Genomic DNA, 25,381 nt, shown 5'->3' on the forward strand with positions numbered 1-25,381 from the left:
GCATTTATGTAGGGGAGTTGCTCATTGATCGGGTGGGCGTGGCAGGGCGGGTCATGCTTTGGAAAACTCCAGAACCTTGTCTTCCAGGCGACCATGTTTCAGGGCGAGGGTGTCAAGAATGTAGTTCTGGTGCAGTTTCCAAGGCGCGATGTCGCCTTGTTTGGGGAACTTGTCCACTGACCTGAGCACGTAGCCGGATTTGAAATCGATGAGCGGCTGTGCTTTTAGTGCGCCCTGTTCTATCCGTGGAACTACCTGTTCGTATTGATGCCGCCGCATGTGCTTCAGAAGTTTGCAGATGTATACGGACACCAAGTCGGATTTCAGGGTCCAGGATGAGTTGGTGTAGCCCATCATGAATGCCATGTTAGGGATGTTGCTGATCATCATTCCCTTGTAGTTGTATTGCTCTCCCATGTTTATGGTTTCATTGTCGATCGAGATGCGTGTGCCGCCGAAGGCCTGCAAGTTCAAGCCTGTCGCGGTAACGACCATGTCCGCCTGCAGTTCCTTGCCCGACTTGAGCTTGATGCCTGTTTCTGTAAAGCGGTCAATGTGGTCGGTGACAATTGAAGCCTTGCCTTCACGGATGACCTTGAACAAATCGTTGTCTGGCACCGCGCACACGCGCTGATCCCACGGGTTGTAGTCGGGAGTGAAGTGCTCTGCCACGTACTCTTTGGGCAGTTGCTCGTGGAGCAACTTGAGAATCGCGTCTTTTGCGCGTTGAGGTTTTTTCTTGCTCATGCGGTAAGAAAGAATTTGCAGCGTAATGTTTTTCCAGCGCGTTACCCCATGAACGAGGTGGATGGGCAGCCATTTCTTGAGTGTCTGCGCGACAGGGTCGCGCGCGGGCCGGCTCGCGACCCAGGAAGGCGAACGCTGCAACATCGTCACGTGCCTGGCTTTATCGGTCATCGAAGGCAGCAATGTCACGGCGGTTGCACCACTGCCGATGATCACGACATTCTTTGCGCTGTAATCAATGTCGTTCGTCCACTTTTGCGGGTGGACCACTTGTCCCTTGTAGTGTTCGATGCCTTCAAACTCTGGGGTATAGCCTTCGTCGTAGTTGTAGTAGCCAGAGCAAATCCAGAGAAAACGGCACTTGAATACTTTAAGAGCCTTCTCTTCTCCAACTTCCACGTTAATTGTCCAGCGCCGCTCCGCAGAGGACCAGTCAGCCTGTGCGACACGGTGACGGTACTGGATCATTTGCTCTACGCCGCATTCATTAGCGGTTTCCTTTATGTAGGAAAGAATGGTTGAACCATCCGCAATGGACTTTTCATAAGTCCAGGGCCTGAAGGAATAGCCGAAGGTATACATGCTGGAGTCAGATCGAATACCGGGGTACCTGAAGAGATCCCAGGTTCCCCCCAAACGGTCACGTCCTTCCAAAATGGTGAAGCTGTGCTCGGGACAGTGTTTCTTGAGGTGAGCAGCCGCGCCTATTCCTGACAGGCCCGCTCCAACGATCAGTACATCGATTTCGATTTGTTGCGTGCTCATAGGCTTAAACCCTTGCGTTGACGGTCTGTCGTCCACAGAAGAGGCCGCAGGGCGCGACCCCGAGCGAACGGTTCCTGGCGTGAACGGCTAGAGGTTAGCGAGGCCCGGAAAAGCCGTCAAGCATGTGCATGATGCATGTGCATTATTTGCTTTTTATGTGCATTACCGCTGATCTGATAAACTGCTGCGATGACCAAAAAAATCTCTCATCCCGATTCAGAACAGTTGAATGACGCTGATGTTGATGCGTTCGAACGTCGCCCGCTTCCCACTGTGGGGCGCGCCGCAGGGGGAGATGCCCGCACCCGCGCGCATCTGATCGATGTGGCGATACGGTTGTTTGCGCGGCATGGAATCGATGCGGTCTCGATGCGGCAGATCACGGCGGAGGCCGGGCAATCCAATCAGTCGGTGATCCAGTACTACTTCGGCGGCAAGGACGGTCTGATCGTTGCCGCGCTCGACCTATTCATGGAAGAAGTGAAGCGTGTGCATGACTCCATGGAGTCCGAGTTTGCGGCGATGGGAGAGCATCCGGACCTGAAGTCGGTACTTCATGCCTACATGGATCCGTTGATGACTCTGCACCTGTCCTCGCCGTCGGCCAGACGCGCCGTTCAATTTGCTGATCGGTTAACTCGATCCGATCCTGAGTACTACGACTTGCTGGTCAGCAAGTTGCTTCCTTATCACCAATCCTTTCTTCGGCGAGTTCAGGAGGCCCTGCCAGAACAGCCCGCTGACGTGACCGCCGTCAAGGTCTTTTATGCGGTGGGAACCATCTTGCACAGTTTGGCCGATACCCGACTTTCCATTAAAGGAGGAGGGCCCATGCAAGGCTTTGATCAGGCGACCTTGTCGGCCATTTTTGTGGATTTTATTGTGGGCTCAATAGCCGGTTATTCACGTTGAAGAGCGTGCAGTCTATTTGTTGAAGTTAAGGGTTTGAGTCGAGTTGTTATCAGTGGCAGTTCTTGAAACTCCTCTCGTGGCTTGATTCCCGCTTCGCTTTTACAGCCAGACCCCATACTTCTTCCCCAAGTGAGAGACAGGGCTGACCACACCAGCGTCCAGTTCTTGCAACCTGCGCTCAACTGAGTACTCGGTTCCAGGTGCACTTTTCGAGGGTGACATGAGATGAGCGGTTCACGTCTGCAGGCAAGGTCGTTGGTTCATGGGGTGGCCCAGGGCGAGGTGCTGTTTTCCAGCGTGCCCTTGAGCCTGTGGGGAGGCGTCGACCCTTACACCAGCGAGGTGATCGATCGGCACCATCCGCTGTCGGGTCAACACCTGGCCGGCAAGGTGCTGGTGATGCCCAGCGGGCGTGGTTCGTGCTCCGGCAGCGCGGTAATCATGGAACTGTTGTTGAACGGCAAGGCGCCGGCGGCATTGGTGTTTGCCGAAGACGAAGAAATCCTCACGCTGGGGGCCTTGGTTGCCCAGGCGATCTTCCAGGTGTCGATCCCGGTGGTCAGTGTGGGCGAGGGCGGTTTCGAGCGCTTCGCCAAGGCCCGCTCGGTGCGAATAACGGGGGCGCTGGTGGAGATTGACGGCGGTGGTGATGACCCGGCCGTCGACGCCTCGGTGGCGGCGACCGGGGCCGTGCAGCTCTCGGCCAGCGATCGGGCGATGCTCGACGGCCAGTCCGGCAAGGCCTGCCAGGTGGCGATGCAGATCATCCTGCAGATGGCCCGGATTCAAGGCGCCAGTGAACTCATCGACGTGACCCAGGCGCATATCGACGGCTGCATCTACACCGGCCCGGCCAGCCTGCGCTTTGCGCAGCAACTCTGTGAGTGGGGCGCGAAGGTGGTGGTGCCCACCAGCCTCAACTCGGTATCGGTGGACCAGCGGCGCTGGCGCAGCCAGGGCATCAGGCCCGAACTGGGCGAGCCAGCCAGTGCCTTGGCGCAGGCCTACGTCAACATGGGCTGTGAACCGACCTTCACCTGTGCGCCGTACTTGCTCGACACCGCGCCGAGCTTGGGCGAGCAGATTGTCTGGGCCGAATCCAATGCCGTGGTCTACGCCAACAGCGTATTGGGCGCCCGCACCATGAAGTACCCGGACTACCTGGATATCTGCATTGCACTGACCGGGCGCGCGCCCTTGAGTGGTTGCCATATCGATAAGAATCGCCAGGCGGCGGTGGTGATCGAGGTGCCGCCGCTGGCGGATTTCGACGAGTCGCTGTATCCGCTGCTTGGCTACCATGTCGGCTTGATTGCCGGTCAGCGCATACCGCTGGTGATCGGGCTGGAACGCCAGTGCATGACCCTGGATGACCTGAAAGGCTTCGGCGCGGCCTTTGCCACCACCTGCGCGGCCCCGATGTTCCATATCGCTGGCGTCACCCCGGAAGCGCTGTCCCCAGCGGCGCAGCAGACGCTGGCCAGCCCCCTGGAAAGCATCAGGGTCAGCCGTGACGACCTGTACCGCAGTTGGCAGGAACTGAACACCGCCGATGATCGACAGGTGGACATCATCTCCCTGGGCAACCCGCATTTTTCCCTCGACGAATTCAAGCGCCTGGCGCAGCTGTGCGCCGGTCAGCGCAAGCACCCGCAGGTCTCGATCATGGTCACCAGCGGCAGGACGGTGTTCGAGCAGGCCGAGGCGGCCGGCGCGATCGAGGTCCTGGCAGCCTTCGGCGTGGAGTTCATCACCGACACCTGCTGGTGCATGATCGAAAAACCGCTGCTCAAGCCCAACGCCCGCTCGCTGATGACCAACTCCGGCAAGTACGCGCATTACGGCCCCGGTATTTCCGGCTTCGGCATTCACTATGCGGGGCTGGCGACCTGTGCCGAGACCGCGCGCAGCGGCCTGGCGCCGGAGGAAGCTCCCGCCTGGCTGCGGCCATGATCGGGTGTCGGCGCTCCGCGCCGCTAATCCCGAGCCGACATCCGCCCATCGTCCACTCGGACTAGGCAGGGCTGCCGATTTTTCCGCTGATGCGCAGCGCCATAGTGGCTGGCGGCGCGGGTGTTGCACCCGTCACCTTCAGCCAGCAAGGCGTAAGCGATGGACTTTGCATTCAGCGACGAGCAGGAAATGATCCGTGCGTCGGCCGAGGACTTTCTCGCCGACGTTTCCGACAGCGCGGCGGTACGAACGGCCATGGCCAGCGAGCTGGGCCATGACCCGGCCGTCTGGCAGCGCGTGTGCCAGGAACTGTGCTGGCCGGCGCTGCACATTCCCGAAGCCTGCGGCGGCCTGGGCCTGGGGTTTGTCGAGCTGTCGATCCTCCTCGAACAAATGGGCCGGCGGCTGTTCTGTTCGCCGTTCTTCGCCACCGCCTGCCTGGCGACCCCGGCCTTGCTCCTGGGGGGCTCGCCGGCCCAGCAGCAACGCTGGCTGCCGCGCATTGCCGACGGTTCACTGACCGCAACCCTGGCCAGCAGCAGCGGCCATGGCTGGGGCGCCGAGCAGGTGCAGGTCAGCGCGTTGGCCGAGGGCGCCGGCTATCGCCTCGACGGTGTGCTGGAGCATGTGTTGGATGGGCATAGCGCGCAGTTGCTGATCATTGCCGCTCGCCACCCGCACAGCACTGGCACGGCCGGCATCAGCCTGTTCGCGGTGGAGGCCGGGCATCCGGCGATGCAGCGCCAGTGCCTGCCGACCCTGGACCAGACCCGGCGCCTGGGGCGCATTGAACTGCGGCAGTTGTACCTGCCGGCGGAGCATCTGCTGGGCGATTTCGGCAGCGCCTGGCCGGTGCTCGAACGGGTCTTGCAACTGGCCTGCATCGCCCAGGCTGCAGAGCAGCTCGGTGGTGCCCAGCAGGTCTTCGACCTGACCCTGGCCTACATGCAGGAGCGGCGTCAGTTCGGCCGGCCGATCGCCAGCTTCCAGGCCCTGAAACACCGCGCGGCCGACCTGATGCTGCAACTGGAGTGCGCGCGTTCGGCCAGCTACTACGCCGCTTGCGTGGCGCAAGAGGCGCTGGACCCGGCCGGCGCCGCCCAGGTGGCCGAAGAATTGCCGCTGGCGGCGGCCCTGGCCAAGGCGCAGTGCTCGGAAAGCTATTACCAGTGCGCCGCCGAATCGATCCAGTTGCATGGCGGGGTTGGTTTCACCTGGGAATACGACCCGCACCTGTACTTCAAGCGGGCCCGGGCCAGCGAGGCGTTTCTCGGCTCGCCGGCCCTGCACCGCGAACAGATCGCCACGTGGATCCTGGGGGAGCAGCCATGAAAATCGGTTTCAGCCCAGAGGATGAGGCGTTTCGCCACGAGGTGGCGCAATGGCTGGCGGCCAACCTGGCGGGGGAGTTCGCCGCGCTGCGCTTTCGTGGCGGGCCGGGGGACGAACACAGCTTTCCCGAACAGCGCAAAGCCTGGGAACGGCGCCTCGCCGAAGGCGGCTGGACCTGTGTCGGCTGGGCCCCGGAGCATGGCGGCCGCGGCTTGTCCATCAGCCGGCAGGTGATCTTCCATGAGGAATACGCCCGTGCTGGCGGCCCCGGGCGCATGGGGCATATCGGCGAGGGCCTGGCCGGGCCGACCCTTGTGGCGTTCGGCACTGAAGAACAGCAACGTCGCCTGCTGCCGGGTATTCGCAATGGCACGACGTTCTGGTGCCAGGGCTATTCCGAGCCCGAGGCCGGTTCCGACCTGGGCAACGTCAAGACCCGGGCCACGCAGGACCCGCACAGCGGCGACTGGCTGATCAAGGGGCAGAAGGTCTGGACCTCCCTGGCGCACGAGGCCGACTGGTGTTTTGTCCTGGCCCGCACCGAGGCCGGCAGCGTCGGGCATCACGGCTTGTCGTTCCTGCTGGTGCCCATGGCCCAGCCCGGGGTACTGGTGCGTCCGATCGAACAGTTGACCGGCACCTCGGAGTTCAACGAGGTGTTTTTCGACGAGGCCCGCACCGAAGCGCGGAACATCGTCGGCCGCCCGGGCGAGGGCTGGAAGATCGCCATGGCACTGCTGGGGTTCGAGCGTGGGGTGTCGACCCTTGGCCAGCAGATGCAGTTCCACAACGAACTGCAGCGGATCATCGACATCGCCCGGGGCAACGGCGCGGCCCGCGACCCGTTGCTGCGCCAGCGCCTGGCCGAGGCCTGGGGCGGCCTGCGGATCATGCGCTACAACTCGCTGCGCATGCTCAGCGGCCCCCAGGACGGCAGCCTGAGCCGTGCCGCCAGCATCTACAAACTGTGCTGGTCCACCTGGCACGCGCGCCTCGGCAAGCTGGCGATGGACGTGCTCGGCGCCGAGGCCGAACTGCTGGAAGGCGCGCCCTATGCGCTGCGCCCCGAGCAAGCCCTGTTCCTGTTCTCGCGGGCCGACATGCTGTACGGCGGCAGCAACGAAATCCAGCGCAACATCATCGCCGAGCGCGCCCTGGGCATGCCCCGGGAACCGCGCCCGGTTTCTTGATCGAGGAGTGTGTTCATGGCGGTTCCTGAATATGTACCGGGCCACGGCCTGCTGCGGGGCAAGTCGGTGCTGATCACCGCCGCGGCCGGTGCCGGCATTGGTTATGCCGCGGCGTTGCGGGCGGCGGAAGAGGGCTGCCGGGCCTTGCTGCTGAGTGACATCCACCCCGGGCGGCTGGCCGAGGCGGTGGCCGGGATTCGCCGGGCCAGCGGGCTTGAGGCGGTGTTTGGCGAGTTGTGCGATGTCACCGACGAGGCCCAGGTGCAGCACCTGGTGGCTTGCGCCGAACGCGACCTGCAGGGGGTCGATGTGCTGATCAACAACGCCGGCCTCGGCGGTTCGCGCCGCTTGCTGGAGATGCCCGACGCGGAGTGGCAGCGGGTGCTGGATGTGACCCTCACCGGGACCATGCGCATGACCCGGGCGATCCTTCCGGGAATGATCCGCCGCGGCGCCGGGGTCATCGTCAATAACGCCTCGGTGCTCGGCTGGCGGGCCCAGAAGGAGCAGTCCCACTACGCCGCGGCCAAGGCCGGGGTGATGGCCCTGACCCGCTGCGCGGCGCTGGAAGCGGCCGAGCACGGCATTCGCATCAATGCCGTCAGCCCGAGCATCGCCATGCACGATTTCCTGCGGCGCAGCGCGCCCCCGGCGGTGCTTGAGCAACTGGCCGCCGGCGAGGCGTTCGGGCGTGCCGCCGAGGTTTGGGAAGTGGCCAACGTGATGATGTTCCTGGCCAGCGACTACAGCTCCTATATGACCGGGGAAGTGCTCTCGGTCTCCAGCCAGAGGGCTTGAACATGCCGCGAGTTTTTGCCACGCCCGCTGCCATGGCCGATGCCGTCGGCGAGGAACTGGGGGTCAGTGACTGGCTGCTGCTGAAGCAGGAGCGCATCGACCTGTTCGCCGACGCCACCGGCGACCACCAGTGGATTCATGTCGACCCCCAGCGTGCCGCCAGTGGGCCGTTTGGCGCCTGCATCGCCCACGGCTACCTGAGCCTGGCCCTGGTCAACCTGTTCCTGCCGCAGATCGTCGAGGTTCGCGGGGTGGCCATGGGGGTCAACTACGGCTGTGACCGGGTGCGCTTTCCCGCGGCCATCCCCGCCGGCTCGCGGGTACGCGGCAGTGCCCGGCTGCTGGCGGTGGCGCCGGTCCAGGGCGGGGTCCAGGCGACCCTGCAGGTCAGCGTCGAGATCGAAGGCCAGGCGCGTCCTGGCTGCGTGGTCGACACCATCAGTCGTTACTACCCGGCCTGAGCCGGCCGCTTGTCCATTCCAGGAGCACAACATGAACCACGCCGTCATCGTTTCCACCGCTCGCACGCCGATCGGCAAGGCCTTTCGCGGGGCGTTCAACGACACCGAGGCACCGCGTATGGGCGGCCACGTGGTGCGTGAAGCGCTGCGCCGCGCCGGGGTCGAACCCGGCGAAGTGGATGATGTGCTGATCGGCGCCGCGGCCCAGCAAGGCACCCAGGGCTACAACCTGGGGCGCCTGTGCGCCATGGCCGCCGGCCTGCCCGCGACCGTGGCCGGAATGGCCCTGGATCGCCAGTGCGGTTCGGGGCTGATGAGCATCGCCACCGCGGCCAAGGGCATCATCTGCGATGAAATCGAGATTGCCGTGGCCGGTGGCCTGGAGTCGATTTCCCTGGTGCAGAACCGCCACAAGAACAGCTACCGCAACCAGAGCTCGGCGGTCATCGAGCACGACCCGCGGGCTTACATCCCGATGATCGAAACCGCCGAGATCGTCGCCCAGCGCTATGGCATCTCGCGCCAGGCCCAGGACGCCTACAGCCTGGAGAGCCAGCTGCGCACGGCCCGGGCCCAGGAAGCCGGGCGCTTCGATCGGGAGCTGGCGCCGCTGAGCAGCCGCAAGGCGATCGTCGACAAGGCCAGCGGTGCAACCCGCTATGAAACCCTGACCCTGCAGCAGGACGAGTGCAATCGCCGCGACACCACCCTGGCCAGCCTCGGCGCCCTGGAGCCGGTGTGGGCCGGCGGCGAATGGAGCGGCCCCGGGCGCTTCATCACCGCCGGCAACGCTTCGCAGTTGTCCGACGGTGCCTCGGCTGCGGTGCTGATGAGCGCGCGCCAGGCCGAGCGCCGGGGCTTGCAGCCCCTGGGTATCTACCGGGGCCTGGCGGTGGCCGGGTGCAACGCCGATGAAATGGGCATAGGCCCGGTCTACGCGATTCCCAAGCTGCTCAAGCGCCATGGCCTGACGGTGGACCACATCGGCCTCTGGGAGCTGAACGAGGCCTTTGCCTGCCAGGTGCTGCATTGCCGCGACACCCTGGGCATTCCCATGGAGCGCCTCAACGTCAACGGTGGCGCCATTGCCCTCGGGCATCCGTTCGGCATGTCCGGGGCGCGTATGGTCGGCCACGCCCTGATCGAGGGGCAGCGCCGGGGCGTGCGTTATGTGGTGGTGAGCATGTGCATCGGCGGCGGCATGGGCGCCGCGGCCCTGTTTGAAGTGGCCTAGGAGGCGCGAATGATCAGCAGTGAACGGATCCAGGCGATCATGCAAGGCTATGTGCAAAAGGTCGATGCCGGCGACATCGAGGCGATTGTCGCGCTGTACGCCGAGGATGCGGTGCTGGAAGACCCGGTGGGCCAGCCGCCAGTGCGCGGGCTGGCGGCCATCGCCGAGTTCTATCGCCAGGGCCTGGGAACGGCCAAGGTCTCGGCGACCCTGAGCGGCCCGGTACGGGTGACGCTCAATGGCTGCGCGGCGATGGCCTTTCGCATCGAGATGCTGTGGCAGGGCCTGCCCTGTTCGTTGCAGGTGATCGATGTCATGGAGTTCGACGAGCAGGGCTTGATCCGCTCGATGAAGGCCTACTGGGGCCCGGCCAACATCCAGCCTCTGGGTTGAGCCGCGTCGCGCCAGGGCGTGCCTTGTACGCCCTGGTGCCTGCCGTTACTTGCGGCTATTTGAAGTACGCGTTCTGGGTGCGCCCGGTTTCGTAGAACGCCTTGAGGTTCTCGGCGATCTGCCGCACCACCTGATCCATGGCCTTGCGCAGCAGGCGCTCGACCAGGCGTCCTCCGCGCATTTGGTAGTACAGGCGGGTGACGACCCGGGTCCCGCTGCCTTCGGCCTGCAACTGGTAATGAAAGTGTGCTTGGCGAAAGGGGAAGGGCGCGCCGGCCTGTTCCCGGTGCAGGCGCAGGACAAATCCTAGCCCCTCTTGCCAGTGCACCACGCTTTCATCCAGCCAGCGCCCGCCTTTGCGAAACACCCGGCGGCTGGCTCCCACCTCCTGTGCCGGCCCGGGGTGCAGCCGGCAGCCGGTGAGGCCGGGAACATAGTGCGGGGCCAGGCGCAAATCACTCAGGCTGGCCCAGACCGTGGCGTTGTCGAGATTGAGCAAGACACTGTGGCTGGCAATGGCTGGCATCGGATATTCCTCTTGGACGTGTTTCGAAAACCGCCCGGGGCGGCGCGTTGGATCCGGGTTCAGCCGTGGGCCTGTACCGCTGCCAGAAAGGCCGGGCGCTCGCCACCGCCGTGCACCAGCAGGTCACTGCCGCTGACATAGCGGGCCAGGGGGGAGGCCAGGTACAGGCAGGCATCGCCGATGTCCTCGGGGCTGGCCAGGCGTTGCAGGGGAATGCCGGCGGCGACCCGCTCCAGGCCGGCGGCGTCGCCATAGTGCAAGGCCGCCTGTTCGGTGAGGACCAGCCCGGCGCTGACCGTGTTCAGGCGGACCTTGGGCGCCCACTCCACCGCCAGCGAGCGGGTCAGGTTCAGCAGCCCGGCCTTGGCCGCGCCATAGGCGGCGGTGCCGGGGGAGGGTCGGCTGGCGCTGACACTGGTGATATTGATGATGCAGCCGCCTTCGGCCTGGGCTTGCATCACCCGATTGGCCTGCTGGCACAGGTTCAGCGGCGCCAACAGGTTGAGGCGGATGATCGCCTCGCTGAAGCGCGGCGAGGCACTGGCGGCGTCGGCCTGGGGCGCGCCACCGGCATTGTTGACCAGCACGTCGAGCCGGCCGCAGCGTGCGCGCACCTGATCCACCAGCGCCTGGGACTGCTCCACGTCGCGCAGGTCGCAGGCGATGAACAACGCCTCGCGCCCAGCGCTGGCGGGCAGTTGCTCAGGGGCCTGGCGCCCGCAGATCAGCACCTGCGCGCCCCGTTCCAGAAAACGTTGGCTGATGCCCCGGCCAACCCCCTTGCCGCCGCCGGTGACCAGCACCACGCGGCCCTTGAAATCCATTGGTTGCTGCATGCCTGCCTCGCTCTGGGCTGTTGTCGAGGGCTTGATCCTAGGGGCCGCTCAGCGGGCCTCCAACGTCCAAAGGGACTAGGCAGGCTAGTCCTCTCGGACGATGTGGGCGGCCCTGGCGCTGCGCACAATCGGCGCACGACAAAAAGCCGGAGGACCGGGCATGAAGGCTTCAGCGCAAGGGCGGGCAGTGACGCTGCCCAACGGTATGCGACTGCATTACCAGGACATGGGCAGCGGTGAACCGGTGGTGTTCATCCACGGCAGCGGGCCGGGTGCCAGCGGCCACAGCAACTTCAAGGGCAACTACCCGGCGTTCGCCGCGGCCGGCCATCGCTGCATCGTGCCCGACCTGCCGGGCTACGGCGCGTCCGACAAGCCACGGGTCGAGTACCGCCTGGCGTTTTTTGTCGAGGCCCTCACTGGCCTGCTCGATGCCCTGGATATTGGCCGCTGCGTGCTGATCGGCAACTCCCTGGGCGGGGCGATTGCCGTGCAATTGGCGCTGGACCAGCCGCAGCGGGTCAGCCGCCTGGTGCTGATGGCCCCCGGCGGGCTGATGGACAAGCAGGAGTATTACCAGCGCATGCCGGGGATTCAGCGGATGGCCGCGGCGTTCGCCACCGACGAGCTGCACGATGCCAGCGGCATGCGCCGCCTGCTCGGCCTGCAAGTGTTCGACCCGAGCCTGATCAGCGACGAAACGGTGAATGAGCGAGTGGCCGTGGTCCGCGAGCAGCCGCGTGAAGTGCTGTCGACCATGCAGGTGCCGAACCTGACCGCGCGCCTGGCCGAGTTGAGTTGCCCGATCCTCGGCTTCTGGGGCGTCAATGACCAGTTCTGCCCGGCCTCCGGGGCGCAGACCCTGATGGAACATTGCCGGCAGATCCGCCTGCTGCTGCTCAGCGAATGCGGGCACTGGGTGATGGTGGAATATCGCCAGCTGTTCAACCGCCAGTGCCTGGAGTTCCTGGCGGAGCCGCGAGCATGAACCAGGCCCTGCAACAGCAGTACGGCGAAGCGCTGTACCAGGCCTTGCGCCAGGGCGTGACCCTGGCGCCGCTGACCGAGTGCTGGCCGGACATCAGCATCGAAGACGCTTACCAGATCTCGCTGTACGGCATCCAGAGGCGGGTGGCGGACGGTGACCGCATCGTCGGCAAGAAAATCGGCGTGACCTCGGCGGCGGTGCAGCAGATGCTCGGCGTGCACCAGCCGGACTTCGGTTTTCTCACCCAGGCCATGGCCTTTGCCGACGGCGCGAGCATCTCCCTGGCGGCCAATCGGCTGATCCAGCCCCGGGCCGAAGGCGAGATCGCCTTCAAGCTCAAGCGCGACCTGCTGGGCCCCGGGGTCACCGAGGCCGATGTGCTGGACGCCAGCGAGTGGGTGGCGCCGTGTTTCGAGATTGTCGACTCACGGATTGATGGCTGGCGGATTCGTATCCAGGACACCGTGGCCGACAACGCCTCCTGCGGTGTCTTCGTGCTGGGGGAACAGCGCGTCGACCCGCGGCAGCTGGACCTGCCGGCGCTGCGCATGCAGGTGTTCAAGAATCGGCAGTGGCTCAGCCAGGGCCTGGGCTCGGCGGTACAGGGCAACCCGCTGACGGCGGTGGCCTGGCTGGCCAATACCCTGGGGGCCTTCGGCATTGCCTTCAAGGCCGGGGAAATCATTCTCTCCGGGTCCCTGGTGCCCCTGGAACCGGTGCGTGCCGGTGATGAATTTTCCTTGACCATCGATGGCCTGGGCAGTGCCCGGGTGTCTTTTTGCGCCTGACCCGAGGGGTAAGCCAATGAGCAAGAAACTCAAGGCCGCGATTATCGGCCCGGGCAACATCGGCACCGACCTGTTGCTCAAGATGTGCCGTTCCGAATGGATCGAACCGGTGTGGATGGTCGGTGTCGACCCGCACTCGGTCGGCCTGCAGCGGGCCCGGGAACTGGGCCTGAAGACCAGCGCCGACGGCGTGGACGGCTTGCTGCCCCACGTCCTGGACGACGATATCCGCATGGCCTTCGACGCCACCTCGGCTTACGTGCATGCCGAAAACAGCCGCAAGCTCAATGCCCTGGGGGTGATCATGATCGACCTGACCCCGGCGGCCATCGGGCCTTTCTGCGTGCCGTCGGTGAACCTGCGGCAACACGCCGAGAGCCTGGCGCTGAACGTCAACATGGTCACCTGCGGCGGCCAGGCGACGATTCCCATGGTGGCGGCGGTGGCCCGGGTGCAGCCGGTGAGCTATGGCGAGATCGTCGCCACCGTGTCCTCGGCCTCGGTGGGCCCCGGCACCCGGCAGAACATCGATGAATTCACCCGGACCACCGCCGAGGCGGTACAGCGCATCGGCGGCGCGCGGCGGGGCAAGGCGATCATTGTCATCAACCCGGCCGAGCCACCGCTGATGATGCGCGACACCATCCACTGCCTGACCGACAGCGCCCCGGACCAGGCGGCCATCCGCGCCTCGGTACTGGACATGGTCAAGGAGGTGCAGCGCTATGTGCCGGGCTACAAGTTGATCAACGGCCCGGTGTTCGACGGCAAGCAAGTGAGCATCTATATCGAGGTCGAGGGCCTGGGGGACTTCCTGCCCAAGTCCGCCGGCAACCTCGACATCATGACCGCCGCGGGCTTGCGCACCGCCGAAATGTTTGCCGAACAAGCCCACCTGGGCACCCTGCAACTGCCTGTTCGTTGACCGGAGAATTGCCATGAATCTGCACGGTAGAAGCGTTGTTCTGCATGACATGAGCCTGCGTGACGGGATGCACGCCAAGCGCCACCAGATCAGCCTGGAACAGATGGTCTCGGTGGCCAGCGGGCTCGACGCGGCGGGGGTGCCGCTGATTGAAATCACCCACGGCGACGGCCTCGGCGGGGCGTCGCTGAACTACGGCCTGCCGGCCCACAGCGACGAGGAGTACTTCGCCGCGGTGATCCCCCGGCTCAAGCAGGCCAGGGTGTCGGCGCTGCTGCTGCCGGGCATCGGCACCCTCGATCACCTGAGAATGGCCCACGAGCACGGGGTGAGCTGCCTGCGCGTGGCCACCCATTGCACCGAGGCCGATGTCTCCAGCCAGCACATCGGCATGGCGGCGAAGATGGGCCTGGACACGGTGGGGTTCCTGATGATGGCGCACATGCTCAGCGCCGAAAAACTCCTGCAGCAGGCGCAACTGATGCAGCGCTACGGCGCCAACTGCATCTATTGCACCGACTCGGCGGGCTACATGCTGCCCGCTGAAGTCAGTGAAAAGATTGGCGTGCTGCGCCAGGGGCTCGACCCGGCGACCGAGGTCGGCTTCCACGGCCACCACAACCTGGGCCTGGCGATCGCCAACTCGCTGGCGGCGATCGAGGCCGGCGCCGCGCGCATCGATGGTTCGGTGGCGGGGCTCGGCGCCGGCGCCGGCAACACGCCGCTGGAAGTGTTGGTCGCGGTGCTCGAACGCATGGGCGTCAGCAGCGGGGTGGATCTGTACGCGATCATGGATGTCGCCGAGGACCGGGTGGTGCCCATGCTCGACCAGCCGATTCGCCTCGACCGGGATGCGCTGACCCTGGGCTATGCCGGGGTCTACAGCTCGTTCCTGCTGTTCGCCAAGCGTGCCGAGCGCAAGTACGGCATCTCGGCCCGCGAGCTGCTGGTGGAGCTGGGCCGGCGCGGCACCGTCGGCGGCCAGGAAGACATGATCGAAGACCTGGCGTTGACCCTGTCCCGGGCCCGCGGCGTGCTGCCGACCTGATGTCGCCGGGCGCCGCGGGCAGCCGCCTCGGTGTTCAGGGCAGCAGGCCGCGCACCTGCGGCGGATAGCAGGGGTTGGTGGGGCACAGGCTCAGGGTGCTAGCGGCGCGGTAGGCCGGTTCCTTGAATACCTGATAGGCACCGACGCTGGTGAAGAGGGCGATGAGGAGCAGGAACAGGGTGGATTTGCGCATGACGAGCCTCCATGGCGGTTTTGTTCTTGTCGGTCGACCTTATGCTGTCCACCCCTGGCCCGACCTCGTCCGATCGGACTAGCCGGTCGAGCTGGGAGCGACTGGCGCGGCGTCCTGTGGGTCCTCAGCCCAGGGTCGCCACGCTGCGCAAGATCAAGCGCACCAGCATGGTCTGTCGGGTGACCCCGGTCTTGGAGAAGGTCGAGCGCAGGTGCGCGCGCGCGGTGTTGCGGCTGATGCCCAGCTCCGTCGAGGCTTCGTCCAGGGTCAGGCCGTTGGCCAGGAGCATGGCCAGTTGGGTTTCCGCCGGGGTGAAATCGAACAGTACCCGGACGATCTCCTGGGGCGCGCTGGAGTGCTGCTCCGGGTCGCTGATGAAAATCACCACCGTAGGGCAACGCGTGCCCTCGCTCCAGGCCGACAGCGGCACCGAGCGCACGATGATGCCCAGGTCGGCGCGCCCCGAGGGGCGTTGCACGCGCAGGGCCTCGACCACCGATGGGTTGCTGCGTTGTTGCGAGAGCAGCGACTGCTTCACCAGGCGCCGGAACTCCTGGGTATCGCGCACGGTGCCGACTTGCAGCCCCTCGTTGACCAGCTTGATACCGTCCTTTTCCTGGATCAGCCGATCGGCCACCTGATTGGTCTGCAGCACCTTGCCGGTCTCGTCGAGGATGATGGTGCCGATGGCCATCTGGTCCACCGCGCCGGCATAGAGGTTGCGTTCGGTCTCGATGCGGTTGAGCTTCATGTGCATCTTGATCGAGCGCTCCAGGTGCGGCACGAATTGCGCCAGCAGCTGTTTCTCCTCCTCGCCGAAGGGCGGGTCGCCGCGCCCGCGACTGATCCGCAGGCGGCATTGCGCGCCTTCGCTGGTGTTGATGTCGGTGCCGAGGATATGGAACACCCCCACCGGTTCGAGGAAGTTGCGGTAGAACTCCGACTGCAGCCAGTCGTCGTTGGAGACGAACTCGGCGAGGGTCACCACCTGGCGGTTGGGCAGGTCGACAAACGGGTCGAGGCTGAAGAAATGGGTGTTGTAGGAGGTCGTGACCTCGCTTGAACTACCGGTGGTGCTGACCAGCAGCCCGTCCACCTGGGCACTGGGCGGGCGCAGGATGAAGGTCACGTATTGGCTCTGCAGGTGGTGGTTGAGCTGGTTGAGGAAGGTGGCCCATGGAATGTTCTCCAGGGGCCCTTGATAGAGGTTGCCGATCAGGTCGCTGAATGTCTCGAGGCTGAGGTTTTTCTGCATGGCGAAAACCGTTTTTATTATTGTTTAGGTAACAGCGTTGGCCGAGATTAGGGTCGGCCTCGCTGGCGCACAACGGCTCAAGCAAGGTGGCTGATCGGCAAGTCTCCCGAGGCGGATCAGGGCTGAAATCAGCGCTGCTGGTCGTCCAGCACGACGAATTCCCTGGGCTCCAGGAGGCTCGTCGGCAGGACCTCGATGTCGGTGTAGAACTGCTCGTACCATTTGCGCAGTTGGTACACCGGGCCGTCGCCGTCGCACAGCAGCGGGTTGTCCACCCGGGTCTTGCTGTGCCAGATCGCCACGTCCTCGTAGAACGCTTCCTGGGCCTGTTGCACATAGGCCTTGGCCATCGCCTGGTTCTGCTCTTCGCTGAGGCCGGGGATCTTCTTCACCAGCACGCCGTAGCGCAGAGTGAAGCTGTGCTGGTCGATAGGCACGTGGCAGTTGAGCAGGATCGAATGAATCGGTTGACCGTCCATGGCGCCGGTCATTTCGGTGATCTGGTAGGCCGGGCCGAAGTAGGTGGCGGTGGTGCTCAGTTCGCTGTCGCCGGACAGGCGTTCACTGCGGGCGCGCATCACCTGGGTCGCCAGATGGCCCTCGAAGCGGTTGCTGAACGCTTGCACCGGGGCGCCGTGGACCGTGCCGAAATGCGCCATGTCGGCGACGTTGTCGATCAGCTCGCGGCAATGGGTCTCGATCTTCAGCTCCGCCACTTCCCAATGGGCCCACTGGTCGTCGAAGCAGGCGTCGATCCTGGGGATGCGTTGCTGTTCGAGCGGCGGGTTGTCCTGCGGGTCGTTCCAGATGAACAGCAGGTGGTTTTCCTCCATCAGCGGCCAACTCTTGAGCCGTGCCCGGGGCGGAATCCGTTTGGCATAAGGGATGTCGTCGCAGACCCCGTCGGCGCCCCAGCGCCAGGCGTGGAAGGGGCAGCGCAGGGAGCTGCCTTCGACGCAGCCGCCGCTCAGGTCGGCGCCCATGTGCGGGCAGTAACCGTCCAGAACGTGCAGCTCGCGGTCTTCGCCCATGAAAGCCACCAGCCGGGTGCCGAACACATCCAGGCGATGGGCCTTGCCGTCGCGGTACTGGGCGGCCAGCCCCAGGCAATGCCAGCCACGGGCGTAGCGCGCTGGCAAGGCTTGGCTCTCGATGCGGTGCAGGGTGCTCATCTTGTACTTCTCCTGGTCAGGGTGGGGCCGCCGTGGCCTCAGGCAGAAACCCGGCGGTACTTGCACTCCTTGGCGATTCTGCCGCCCCTGCACCCGCTGGCATCGTCTGAATGGACGATGGCTCCTGTTGCCCAGCCCGCTCTACTGGGCTCAATGACCATCAGAGGAGTGAACCATGAGCCGTCAAACAGGGTCGGTCGCGGTGATTACCGGCGCCGCCAGCGGAATTGGCCGGGGCCTGGCCGAGGAGGCCGCGCGGCGCGGCATGCGCCTGGTGCTGGCCGATCGCGATGCCTCAGCGCTGGCCCAGGTGTGCGCCGCCTTGCAGGCTGGCGGGAGTGAGGTGGTGAGCCGGGTGACCGATGTCGGGCAACTGGCCCAGGTCGAGGCCCTGCGCGATTGCGCGGTGGAGCGTTTCGGTGGCGTCGACCTGGTGTTCAACAATGCCGGGGTGATGCAGACCGGCTACAGCTGGGAGATCAGCCAGGCGCAGTGGCAACGCCTGCTCGACGTCAACCTCGGCGGGGTGATCCATGGCATCCGCTGCTTCGTCCCGCTGCTGCTGCGCCAGGGCCGTGGCGGCCATGTGATCAACACCGCGTCCCTGGCCGGGCTGCTCAGCAGCCCGTTGCTGGCGCCCTATAACGTCACCAAGCAAGCGGTGGTGGCGCTCTCGGAAACCCTGCATTACGAATTGGCCCTGCTGGACGCGCCGATCGCGGTTTCGGTGATCTGCCCGGGCGCGGTGGCCAGCTCGATCATGGCCTCGAACCAGCACAGCGACACCGCCGGTGACGGCTTGAGCCAGTTGCTCGGCGAGCGTATTCGCGAAGGCATGAACCCCGCTGAACTGGCCGCGCTGGTGTTCGAGGCCATTGACGCCAAGCGCTTCTGGGTCCTGCCGCACAAGGAGTTCAAGGTGGCGCTGCAACGCCGGGTGCGCAGCATCCTCGATGAAACCAACCCCCAGTTCCAGCTGTCCGCCAGCGAAGGAGAAGCGCATGCCTCTTGATCCGCAGATCGCCGCAGTCCTGCACGCCCTGGAGGGCCAGGCCGCGGCGGATTTCAGCCAGCTGGACGCCGTCCAGTACCGTCAGTTCGCCGATAACCTGATGGTGGCGCCCCCTGGTGCGGCCTTGCATGAAGTGCGCGAGTTGCGCGTGGCCGGCGCCAGCGGTGAACTGGATGCGCGGCTGTACCGCCCACAGGACCAGGAATGCCTGCCGCTGCTGGTGTTCTTTCACGGCGGCGGTTTCGTCGTCGGCACCCTCGATACCCACGACCACTTGTGCCGGGCCCTGGCCAGCCAGACCGGCGCGGTGGTGGTCTCGGTGGCCTATCGGCTGGCGCCGGAAGCGCCGTTTCCGGCCGCGCCCGAGGACTGTTACGCCGCCACCTGCTGGCTGGTGCAGCACGCGGACGAACTGGGCATCGACGGGCAGCGCCTGGCCCTGGCGGGGGACAGTGCCGGGGGCAATCTGGCGCTGGCGGTCAGTCGCCTGGCGGCCCAACGGCAAGGGCCGAAGATTGCGTATCAATGCCTGTTCTATCCGGTGACCGACGCGGCCTGCGACAGTGCCTCCCACCACGAATTCGCCGAGGGCTATTTTCTTACCCGGGCGATGATGCAGTGGTTCTGGCAGCAGTACCTGCCAGACCCCGCGCAGGGCGTCGATCCCCTGGCTTCGCCGTTGCGTGCCGAGCATCCGGCGGGCTTGCCGCCGACCACCCTGATCAGCGCCGAGTTCGATCCCTTGCGCGATGAAGGTGAAGCCCTGGCCGAGCGTCTAAGCGCCGCCGGGGTGCAGGTGCGGCTGCATCGTTGCGCCGGCATGGTCCATGGTTTCATCAGCATGACGGCTTCGGTCGATGTCGCCGCCCGCGTCCTGGCGCAAGCCTGCGCTGAACTGCGTCAGGCCCTGGCTTGAACTTGGGGGTGTGACAAAGGGCAACCGGCCCCAGGCGCCAAGCGCATGGGGCCGGTCCCGTTTCAGCGGGTGCCGAGCTTGCGCAGGTTGCCCGGGGTGAAGTCGTCATCGACGAAGTGGCTGGCATTGAGCTTGGCCGGCTTCTGGTCCACCAGCAGCCGGTCAACCAGGTAGGAGCCGGCGATCAGGTCCTGGTAGATGCCCAGGCGGGCCTGGTAGCGCTGCATCTCGTAGGCATAGACCGAAGTTTGCATGTTGGTGCGCCATAGCTGGCCACGGCTGTCGTAGTTGTCGGCCAGGGTGGCGGCCCAGGTGTCCTCGTCGAGGTACAACATGCGCTTGGCATAGATATGCCGCGCGCCTTGCTTGAGCGTGGCCTGTAAAACCCAGACCCGATGCTTCTCGTAGCGCATGTATTGCGGGTTGACGTGGCCGGTGGTGGCGAGGATCTGCTCCTGGCTCACGCTGGGATCGTCAATCCGGTAGTTGTGGTACGGAATGTAGATGTCCCGCTTGCCGACGATGCTCCAGTTGTAGCGATCCGGTGCGCCGTTGAACAACCGGTCTTCGTCGTACACGCGAAAGCCACCGGCGCCGGTGGGCGAGTCGTAGCCCACGGTCGGCGCCCGTCTTACCCGGCGCTGCCCGGGGCTGTATTGCCAGGCCTGGCGTGGCGAGGCGGTGGGGTTGATGAACTCGTGGCCGATGATGATCTCGCCCTTCTTGCGCAGCGGCTCCAGAGTCACCTGGAGGAAGTTGCTGAGCACCCCGTTGGCGTTTTCCGGGGTTCGGTCCGGGGCCGACCAGATCGAATGGATCTTGTAGTTGACCCGCTCCAACACCTGTTCCTTGTTGGCATACACCACCGCCTGCTGGTAGTTGGCCTCTTCGGTGTAGGCGCGGCCGGCGAGGGTGTGGTTGAACATCAGTTCGCTGCCGTTCTTGGGGATCGGGAACGGCGAGGCGGCCCAGGCGTTGCGGGTGTCGTTGCCGTCGTTGATCAACTCGGCATTCAGCGCATTGGCCTTGATGTGGTCATACAGCCGCTGATCGAAGCGGAAGTCGCGGTGGCTGGGGTACACCGGAATGTTGAAGGTCTGCGGGTAGCGCTTGAGCAGCGCCTGCTGGCCGTCGCTGAGGTTGGCGGCGTACTTCTGCATGTTCTGGGCGGTGATCACGAACAGCGGTTTTTCCGCCGCGTAGGGATCGGGGTAGGGGCTGCCGGGCCCGTCGTACTTGAGTTGGGGCGGCAGGCCCAGCCATTTTCCCGACCAGGCGGGAATGCTGCCGTCGGCGTTGCCGGCCCGTTCCGCGCCCATTGGCGTCAGGTCCTGGCCCAGGCGTGCGGCTTCCTCGGGGCTGACCTTGGCCTGGGCCGCGAGGCACGCAGCCATCAAGCTGGCGGCCAGGGTTGTGCGCAACAACAGGGTGTTGGGAGTGTTCGACATGCTGTGCTCCTTGGGGCGGGGAATCAGAACCGATACTTGAAGTTGAGGGCGACGTTGTCGCGGTCGGCCAACGGGCTGTTGTTGGCGTTGCCCAGATAGGCGTTGTAGCGGGCTTCGACGGTGAAGTTACCGAGGTAGCGCCAGGCACTGCCAAGGCTGGCGCGGTCGTCGCCCTGGCCCGAGTTGATCGAGCCCACCAGCGAGCTGTCGTTGTGCGCTGCGGTGCTGAAGGTCAGTGGGATCGACAGGTCCCAGCCGGTGAACACGTCGTTGTAGTCAAAGCTGGCCTGCACCGTGTAGCCCCAGGCCGCGCGGTCGTGGAGCAGTTTGTCGGTGCCCGGCAGGCTCAAGCCGGGGGCCAGCTGGGTCGGCAGCGAGTGGTCATTGCTCAACACCTGGTTGTACACCAGCTCGCCGGTCAGGGTGGTGTTGTCGGCCCAGGACGAGGGCCCCAGCACCTCGATCACCGAGACCTGGGCCTGCAGGGTCCTGGCCCGCACCGGGCTGGCAAAGCCGTTGTCGACCATCACCGGCTGGCCATCGCGGTAGCTGACTTCGCCGGCGATGCTGGTGTCGCCGAGCACGCTGGAGAAGCTCGCGCCGTACTGATCGATGTTGTCGAAGTAGATCGCCCGGTAACTGCCCAGCTGGCTCTGGAAGTCCAGGGACGGGGTCTTGTCGTGGTAGCGCGAGTAGTACAGGCCGAACTCGGTGTTGTTCAGCGATTCGGCGGCGTAGGTGAACGCCAGGCCGTACTGGCCGCTGTTGCTCGGGGTGTCGTTTTTCAGGCGACGGACGAAGCCCGACGCATCGTTCTCGCCGCCGCGGTCGATGTAGTCGGTGGTGGAAAAATAGCTGCCGACCCCGAACAGGTCGGTTTTCTGCCACTGGTACTGGTAGTAGGCCTGGACGTCCAGGCTGTCGCTCAGGCTGAACTGGGTGAACAGCTGGCCCACCGGCAGCAGCACTTCCTTGACCTCGACCCCCGGGGTGGTCGACTTGGTGGCGTCCACCGGGCTCTGCGCCGCCGAGATCCCGGGGTAGAACAGGCTTTCGCCCCAGCTCACCACCTGCTTGCCCAGGCGTACGTTGAGGTTGTGCCCGGACAGGTTCCAGGTGCCGTAGGCGTAGGCGTCCAGCAGGCGAAAATCGTTGCGGTGCTGGTCGATGGTGTCCTGGGAAAAGCGCTCGGGACGGCTGCAACGGCCGCCGGCAAAGCAGTTGGAGGTGCCGCTGGGGTTGTCGTTGTCGCGGTCGTAGACGTTGTCGTAGAAGCCGTCGGCGCGAATGAAAAAACCGTAGAGGTCGCGCCAGTGGATGTTGGCTTCCGTGAGGAAGCCGCTGCGGTTGCTGATCAGGCTGCCCCTGGCGAAGGCGTTGTCGCCGTCGTTGCCATTGGCGTTGGCCAGCAGCTTGTGATCGCGCGAGGCGGTACGCCAGGCCAGGCTGTAGGTCAGGGTGGTGTCCCAGTCGACACTCAGCTCATCGCTGGGTTGGAAGGTCATGGCGCTGGCCGGTCCGCCGAGCCCGCCGGCCAGCATCAGCAAGGCAATGTTCAGTCGGGTGAGCAGCGATAGTGGGGCGATTGTTGTTTTTGTCATCTCGTCCTCGTGCCCAGGTCAGGGCTGCCCGACCTGCAGTTAAGGGTGGGGAAGTGCCGCAGGAACGACTATGGGAGCGGTGGCGGGGCGCGGCATCGTCCAAGCGGACTAAGCGCTTGGCGGTGGCGGGCGCTAGTCCCATTGGACGATGCCCGGGCCAGGGGGCTGGCGAACAATCCCGGCACCGACTGCGCCGGAGCACGGCCCGGTGGCGGCGGCTTCCTGCCTGTAGGCGCCTTGCGGAGATGTGCGGATGAAATCTGCCGAGATCAAATGGGATGAGTGCTGCGATGTTCTGGTGATAGGTTCCGGTGCGGGGGGCATGACCGCCGCGCTGCGCGCCCATGACCTGGGGCTCAATACGTTGCTGATCGAGAAGAGCGCCGAGTACGGCGGCACCTCGGCGGTGTCCGGTGGCGGCATCTGGATCCCCGTCAACCACCGGATCCAGGCCCTGGGCGGCAGCGACTCGGAGGCCGAGGCGATTGCCTACATCCGTGCGGTCACCCAGGGCGAGATCGACGACGGGCGCATCGAGGCCTATGTCGAGCAGGGCCGGGACATGGTCCGCTACCTGGAGGCGCAGACCCGGGTGCGCTTCGAGGCCCAGCCCGGCTACGCCGATTACTACCCGGAGGTGCCCGGCGGCAAGCCCGGCTATCGCTCCATGGACCCGCAGCCCTTCGACGCCGCCGAACTGGGGGATGAGTTCCTGCGCATGCGCGCGCCGTCCCCCGGCACGCTGATGATGGGGCGCATGGCGATGACCATGAAGGAAGCCCAGGTGCTGCTCTGTCGAGGCCCGGGCTGGTTGCGCCTGACCTTGCGGGTGATGTGGCGCTACTGGCGTGACCGCAAGGGCCGGCGGCTGTCTCGCCGCGACCGCTTCCTGACCTTGGGCAATGCCCTGGTGGGCGCCTTGCGCTGCTCGCTGCTGGATCGCCAGCGGCCGCTGTGGCTCAACTGCGCGTTGCAGGATTTGCTGATCGTCGATGACCGGGTCGGCGGCGCACGGGTCTGCCGCGACGGCCAGACCTTGAACATCAAGGCGCGCCACGGGGTGATCGTGGCGGCCGGCGGCTTCGAGCGCAATCCGCTGATGCGCGAGCACTACCTGCCGCAACCGTCGCGAACCGAGTGGAGCGCCACGCCGCCGCACAATACCGGTGACGGCATTCGTGCCGGCCAGGCGATTGGCGCGCGTACCGCGCTGATGGAGCACGGCTGGTGGGCGCCTACCACCCGGGTCGCGGGCGAGGAAAAACAGCGCGCGCTGTTCGTCGAGCGCGCCTTGCCCGGTTGCGTGCTGGTGAACTCGGCGGGGCAGCGCTTCGTCAACGAGGCGGCGCCCTACACCGATATCGTCTACGCCATGTACGAGCACCATCGGGCCGAGGCGGCGAGCGTGCCGTGCTGGATGATCTTCGACGCAGAATTTCGCCGTAAATACCCCTGTGGCGCGTTGTTGCCCAGTTATGCCCAACCTGACTGGCGGCTGCCGCAACACTTGCGCGATTACTTCCATAAGGCCAGCAGCCTGTCGGCCCTGGCGGCGCAGATCGGCATCGACGGCCCCGGCCTGCTCCGCACTATCGAGCGCTTCAACCCCATGGCCGAGCAGGGGCGCGACCTGGATTTCGGCAAGGGCGAGTCGTTGTTCGACCGTTATTACGGCGACCCCGGGGTCAAGCCCAATCCGTGCCTGGCCCCCTTGCTCAAGGGGCCGTTCTACGCGGTGCGGGTGGATGCCGGGGACATCGGCACCAAGGGCGGCCTGCTGACCGATATTCACGCCCGGGTGTTGCACGAAGACGGTCAGCCGATCCTCGGTCTGTACGCCATTGGCAACAGCGCCGCCTCGATGATGGGCCGCACCTACCCGGGAGCCGGCTCGACCATCGGCCCGGCGATGACCTTCGGCTACATCGCCGCCAATCACATCAAGGCGCAAAGCCTGCGTCAGGCGCCGTCCGCCGTCAGTCTTGCAAGGAGCAGCCTATGAGCATCCAGCCACCTCAGGTGGCCCTGGTCACTGGCGCCAGTCGCGGCGTCGGCCGGGGCATCGCCCTGGCCCTCGGGGCGCAGGGCATGACCGTGTACGTCACCGGCCGCGCGCCCGAACAGGCGGGGGCGCGGCTGTACGATCAGCCGTTGCAAGGTTCGCTGGCGGACACCGCGGCGGCCATCAGTGCCGCCGGTGGCCGCGGCATTGCGCAGGTCTGCGAGCATGCCGACGATGCCCAGGTTCAGGCGTTGTTCGCGCGGATCGCCGAAGAGTCCGGGCACCTCGACCTGCTGGTCAACAACGTGGCGGCGATCCATGAACAGTTGATCGAGCCCGGGCCGTTCTGGGACAAACCCGTGGAGCTGGTGGACATCCTCGATGTCGGCCTGCGTTCGGCCTACATCGCCAGCTACTACGCGGCGCCGCTGTTGCTGCGCAGCGCCCAGGGGTTGATCTGCTTCACTTCGTCGTTCGGTGCCGGCTGCTACATGCACGGCCCGGCCTACGGTGCGCAGAAGGCTGGTTGCGACAAGCTGGCGGCCGACATGGCGATCGATTTCGAGGGCCACGGCGTGGCGGCGTTGTCCCTGTGGTTGGGGCCGCAGTTGACCGAACGCACGCGGATCGCAGGTCTACACCACGGCGAGCAGTACCGGGCGTTCCTCGCGCAGGCCGAGACGCCGCAGTTCAACGGTCGGGTGATTCATGCGTTGCTCAATGATCCGGCGTTGCCGAGCCTGTCCGGGCAGACCCTGATCACGGCGGAAATTGCTCCGGGCTATGGCATCAGTGAAGAGCAGGGGCGCCAACCGCCGTCCCATCGCTCACTGCTGGGCGAGCCTCGGCGCCAGCACCCGGCGCGGGTGATCTGAGCGGGCAAATA

General features: G+C 65.3%; 24 protein-coding genes. 16 read left to right on the plus strand and 8 right to left on the minus strand.

The annotated features are described in order from the left end of the window. Positions 1-51: 51 nt before the first annotated feature. A complete protein-coding gene (locus LXM55_RS00215; protein WP_233317497.1) occupies positions 52-1,512 on the minus strand; it encodes a flavin-containing monooxygenase in 1,461 nt (486 codons plus the stop codon). Between the two features lie 189 nt (positions 1,513-1,701). Between LXM55_RS00215 and LXM55_RS00220 the strand changes: the two genes are divergently transcribed. From LXM55_RS00220 to LXM55_RS00255, 8 genes are all read left to right on the plus strand, one after another. Further along, positions 1,702-2,424, plus strand: a complete 723-nt coding sequence (locus tag LXM55_RS00220; RefSeq protein WP_233317498.1) for a TetR/AcrR family transcriptional regulator — start codon at positions 1,702-1,704, stop codon at positions 2,422-2,424. Positions 2,425-2,649: 225 nt separating this feature from the next. Then, positions 2,650-4,377 carry a cis-3-hydroxy-L-proline dehydratase gene (lhpI, locus tag LXM55_RS00225; RefSeq protein WP_233317499.1) on the plus strand — a complete coding sequence of 576 codons (1,728 nt, stop codon included), beginning with the start codon at positions 2,650-2,652 and terminating at the stop codon, positions 4,375-4,377. A gap of 159 nt (positions 4,378-4,536) precedes the next feature. After that, entirely contained in the window at positions 4,537-5,709 is a 1,173-nt protein-coding gene (locus tag LXM55_RS00230; protein WP_233317500.1) for an acyl-CoA dehydrogenase family protein, read from the plus strand. Next, complete coding sequence (locus LXM55_RS00235; protein WP_233317501.1) at positions 5,706-6,899, plus strand: acyl-CoA dehydrogenase family protein; 1,194 nt, start codon at positions 5,706-5,708, stop codon at positions 6,897-6,899. The genes LXM55_RS00230 and LXM55_RS00235 overlap by 4 nt, the downstream gene beginning before the upstream one ends. A 15-nt stretch (positions 6,900-6,914) precedes the next feature. Next, positions 6,915-7,697, plus strand: coding sequence for an SDR family oxidoreductase (locus LXM55_RS00240; protein WP_233317502.1), 783 nt, complete (start codon positions 6,915-6,917; stop codon positions 7,695-7,697). A 2-nt stretch (positions 7,698-7,699) separates the two neighbouring features. Then, positions 7,700-8,158, plus strand: a complete 459-nt coding sequence (locus LXM55_RS00245) for a MaoC family dehydratase (RefSeq protein ID WP_233317503.1) — start codon at positions 7,700-7,702, stop codon at positions 8,156-8,158. 31 nt (positions 8,159-8,189) lie between these two features. Beyond that, the gene (locus LXM55_RS00250) at positions 8,190-9,392 is read left to right on the plus strand and encodes an acetyl-CoA C-acyltransferase (RefSeq protein WP_233317504.1); all 1,203 of its coding nucleotides are present in this window, start codon (positions 8,190-8,192) and stop codon (positions 9,390-9,392) included. 9 nt (positions 9,393-9,401) lie between these two features. After that, entirely contained in the window at positions 9,402-9,785 is a 384-nt protein-coding gene (locus LXM55_RS00255) for a steroid Delta-isomerase (protein ID WP_233317506.1), read from the plus strand. Positions 9,786-9,840: 55 nt separating this feature from the next. Here the strand turns inward: LXM55_RS00255 and LXM55_RS00260 are convergent, their stop codons facing one another. Both LXM55_RS00260 and LXM55_RS00265 read right to left on the minus strand, forming a co-directional pair. After that, entirely contained in the window at positions 9,841-10,311 is a 471-nt protein-coding gene (locus tag LXM55_RS00260; protein ID WP_233317508.1) for an SRPBCC family protein, read from the minus strand. 59 nt (positions 10,312-10,370) lie between these two features. Further along, positions 10,371-11,147 (minus strand): SDR family oxidoreductase, encoded by a 777-nt coding sequence (locus LXM55_RS00265; RefSeq protein WP_233317509.1) that lies wholly within the window; start codon positions 11,145-11,147, stop codon positions 10,371-10,373. Between the two features lie 160 nt (positions 11,148-11,307). On the opposite strand from LXM55_RS00265, the gene LXM55_RS00270 reads away from it, so the two are divergent. From LXM55_RS00270 to dmpG, 4 genes are read left to right on the plus strand one after another with little or no spacing between them, the layout of a single operon-like run. Then, positions 11,308-12,135 (plus strand): alpha/beta fold hydrolase, encoded by an 828-nt coding sequence (locus LXM55_RS00270; RefSeq protein WP_233317511.1) that lies wholly within the window; start codon positions 11,308-11,310, stop codon positions 12,133-12,135. After that, the gene (locus tag LXM55_RS00275; protein WP_233317513.1) at positions 12,132-12,923 is read left to right on the plus strand and encodes a fumarylacetoacetate hydrolase family protein; all 792 of its coding nucleotides are present in this window, start codon (positions 12,132-12,134) and stop codon (positions 12,921-12,923) included. Before LXM55_RS00270 ends, LXM55_RS00275 begins: the two co-directional genes overlap by 4 nt. Before the next feature lie 16 nt (positions 12,924-12,939). Then, positions 12,940-13,848 carry an acetaldehyde dehydrogenase (acetylating) gene (locus tag LXM55_RS00280; protein ID WP_233317514.1) on the plus strand — a complete coding sequence of 303 codons (909 nt, stop codon included), beginning with the start codon at positions 12,940-12,942 and terminating at the stop codon, positions 13,846-13,848. A 13-nt stretch (positions 13,849-13,861) separates the two neighbouring features. Beyond that, entirely contained in the window at positions 13,862-14,896 is a 1,035-nt protein-coding gene (dmpG, locus tag LXM55_RS00285; RefSeq protein ID WP_233317517.1) for a 4-hydroxy-2-oxovalerate aldolase, read from the plus strand. Between the two features lie 34 nt (positions 14,897-14,930). On the opposite strand, the gene LXM55_RS00290 is transcribed toward dmpG, so the two are convergent. The 3 genes from LXM55_RS00290 to LXM55_RS00300 form a co-directional block, all read right to left on the minus strand. Then, positions 14,931-15,089: a hypothetical protein gene (locus tag LXM55_RS00290; RefSeq protein WP_233317519.1), complete on the minus strand. Its 159-nt coding sequence runs from the start codon at positions 15,087-15,089 to the stop codon at positions 14,931-14,933. A gap of 124 nt (positions 15,090-15,213) precedes the next feature. Then, the gene (locus LXM55_RS00295) at positions 15,214-16,344 is read right to left on the minus strand and encodes a helix-turn-helix transcriptional regulator (RefSeq protein WP_233317520.1); all 1,131 of its coding nucleotides are present in this window, start codon (positions 16,342-16,344) and stop codon (positions 15,214-15,216) included. Between the two features lie 128 nt (positions 16,345-16,472). Further along, entirely contained in the window at positions 16,473-17,516 is a 1,044-nt protein-coding gene (locus tag LXM55_RS00300) for a Rieske 2Fe-2S domain-containing protein (RefSeq protein ID WP_233317522.1), read from the minus strand. A 175-nt stretch (positions 17,517-17,691) separates the two neighbouring features. On the opposite strand from LXM55_RS00300, the gene LXM55_RS00305 reads away from it, so the two are divergent. Beyond that, on the plus strand, positions 17,692-18,528 hold the full coding sequence (locus LXM55_RS00305; protein WP_233317523.1) for an SDR family NAD(P)-dependent oxidoreductase: 837 nt from the start codon (positions 17,692-17,694) through the stop codon (positions 18,526-18,528). After that, a complete protein-coding gene (locus LXM55_RS00310) occupies positions 18,518-19,444 on the plus strand; it encodes an alpha/beta hydrolase (RefSeq protein ID WP_233317524.1) in 927 nt (308 codons plus the stop codon). Before LXM55_RS00305 ends, LXM55_RS00310 begins: the two co-directional genes overlap by 11 nt. Before the next feature lie 62 nt (positions 19,445-19,506). Here LXM55_RS00310 and LXM55_RS00315 read toward each other — a convergent pair whose 3' ends face one another. Both LXM55_RS00315 and LXM55_RS00320 read right to left on the minus strand, forming a co-directional pair. Beyond that, positions 19,507-20,892: a DUF1329 domain-containing protein gene (locus tag LXM55_RS00315; protein WP_233317525.1), complete on the minus strand. Its 1,386-nt coding sequence runs from the start codon at positions 20,890-20,892 to the stop codon at positions 19,507-19,509. Positions 20,893-20,915: 23 nt separating this feature from the next. After that, complete coding sequence (locus tag LXM55_RS00320) at positions 20,916-22,493, minus strand: DUF1302 domain-containing protein (RefSeq protein ID WP_233317526.1); 1,578 nt, start codon at positions 22,491-22,493, stop codon at positions 20,916-20,918. A gap of 253 nt (positions 22,494-22,746) precedes the next feature. Here LXM55_RS00320 and LXM55_RS00325 point away from each other — a divergent pair, with 253 nt between their 5' ends. Beyond that, positions 22,747-24,495 carry an FAD-dependent oxidoreductase gene (locus tag LXM55_RS00325; RefSeq protein ID WP_233317527.1) on the plus strand — a complete coding sequence of 583 codons (1,749 nt, stop codon included), beginning with the start codon at positions 22,747-22,749 and terminating at the stop codon, positions 24,493-24,495. After that, the gene (locus LXM55_RS00330; RefSeq protein ID WP_233317528.1) at positions 24,492-25,370 is read left to right on the plus strand and encodes an SDR family NAD(P)-dependent oxidoreductase; all 879 of its coding nucleotides are present in this window, start codon (positions 24,492-24,494) and stop codon (positions 25,368-25,370) included. Before LXM55_RS00325 ends, LXM55_RS00330 begins: the two co-directional genes overlap by 4 nt. Positions 25,371-25,381 lie beyond the last annotated feature (11 nt).

The organism is Pseudomonas sp. Au-Pse12, assembly GCF_021341665.1.
In the GTDB taxonomy this organism is placed as follows: Bacteria; Pseudomonadota; Gammaproteobacteria; order Pseudomonadales; family Pseudomonadaceae; genus Aquipseudomonas.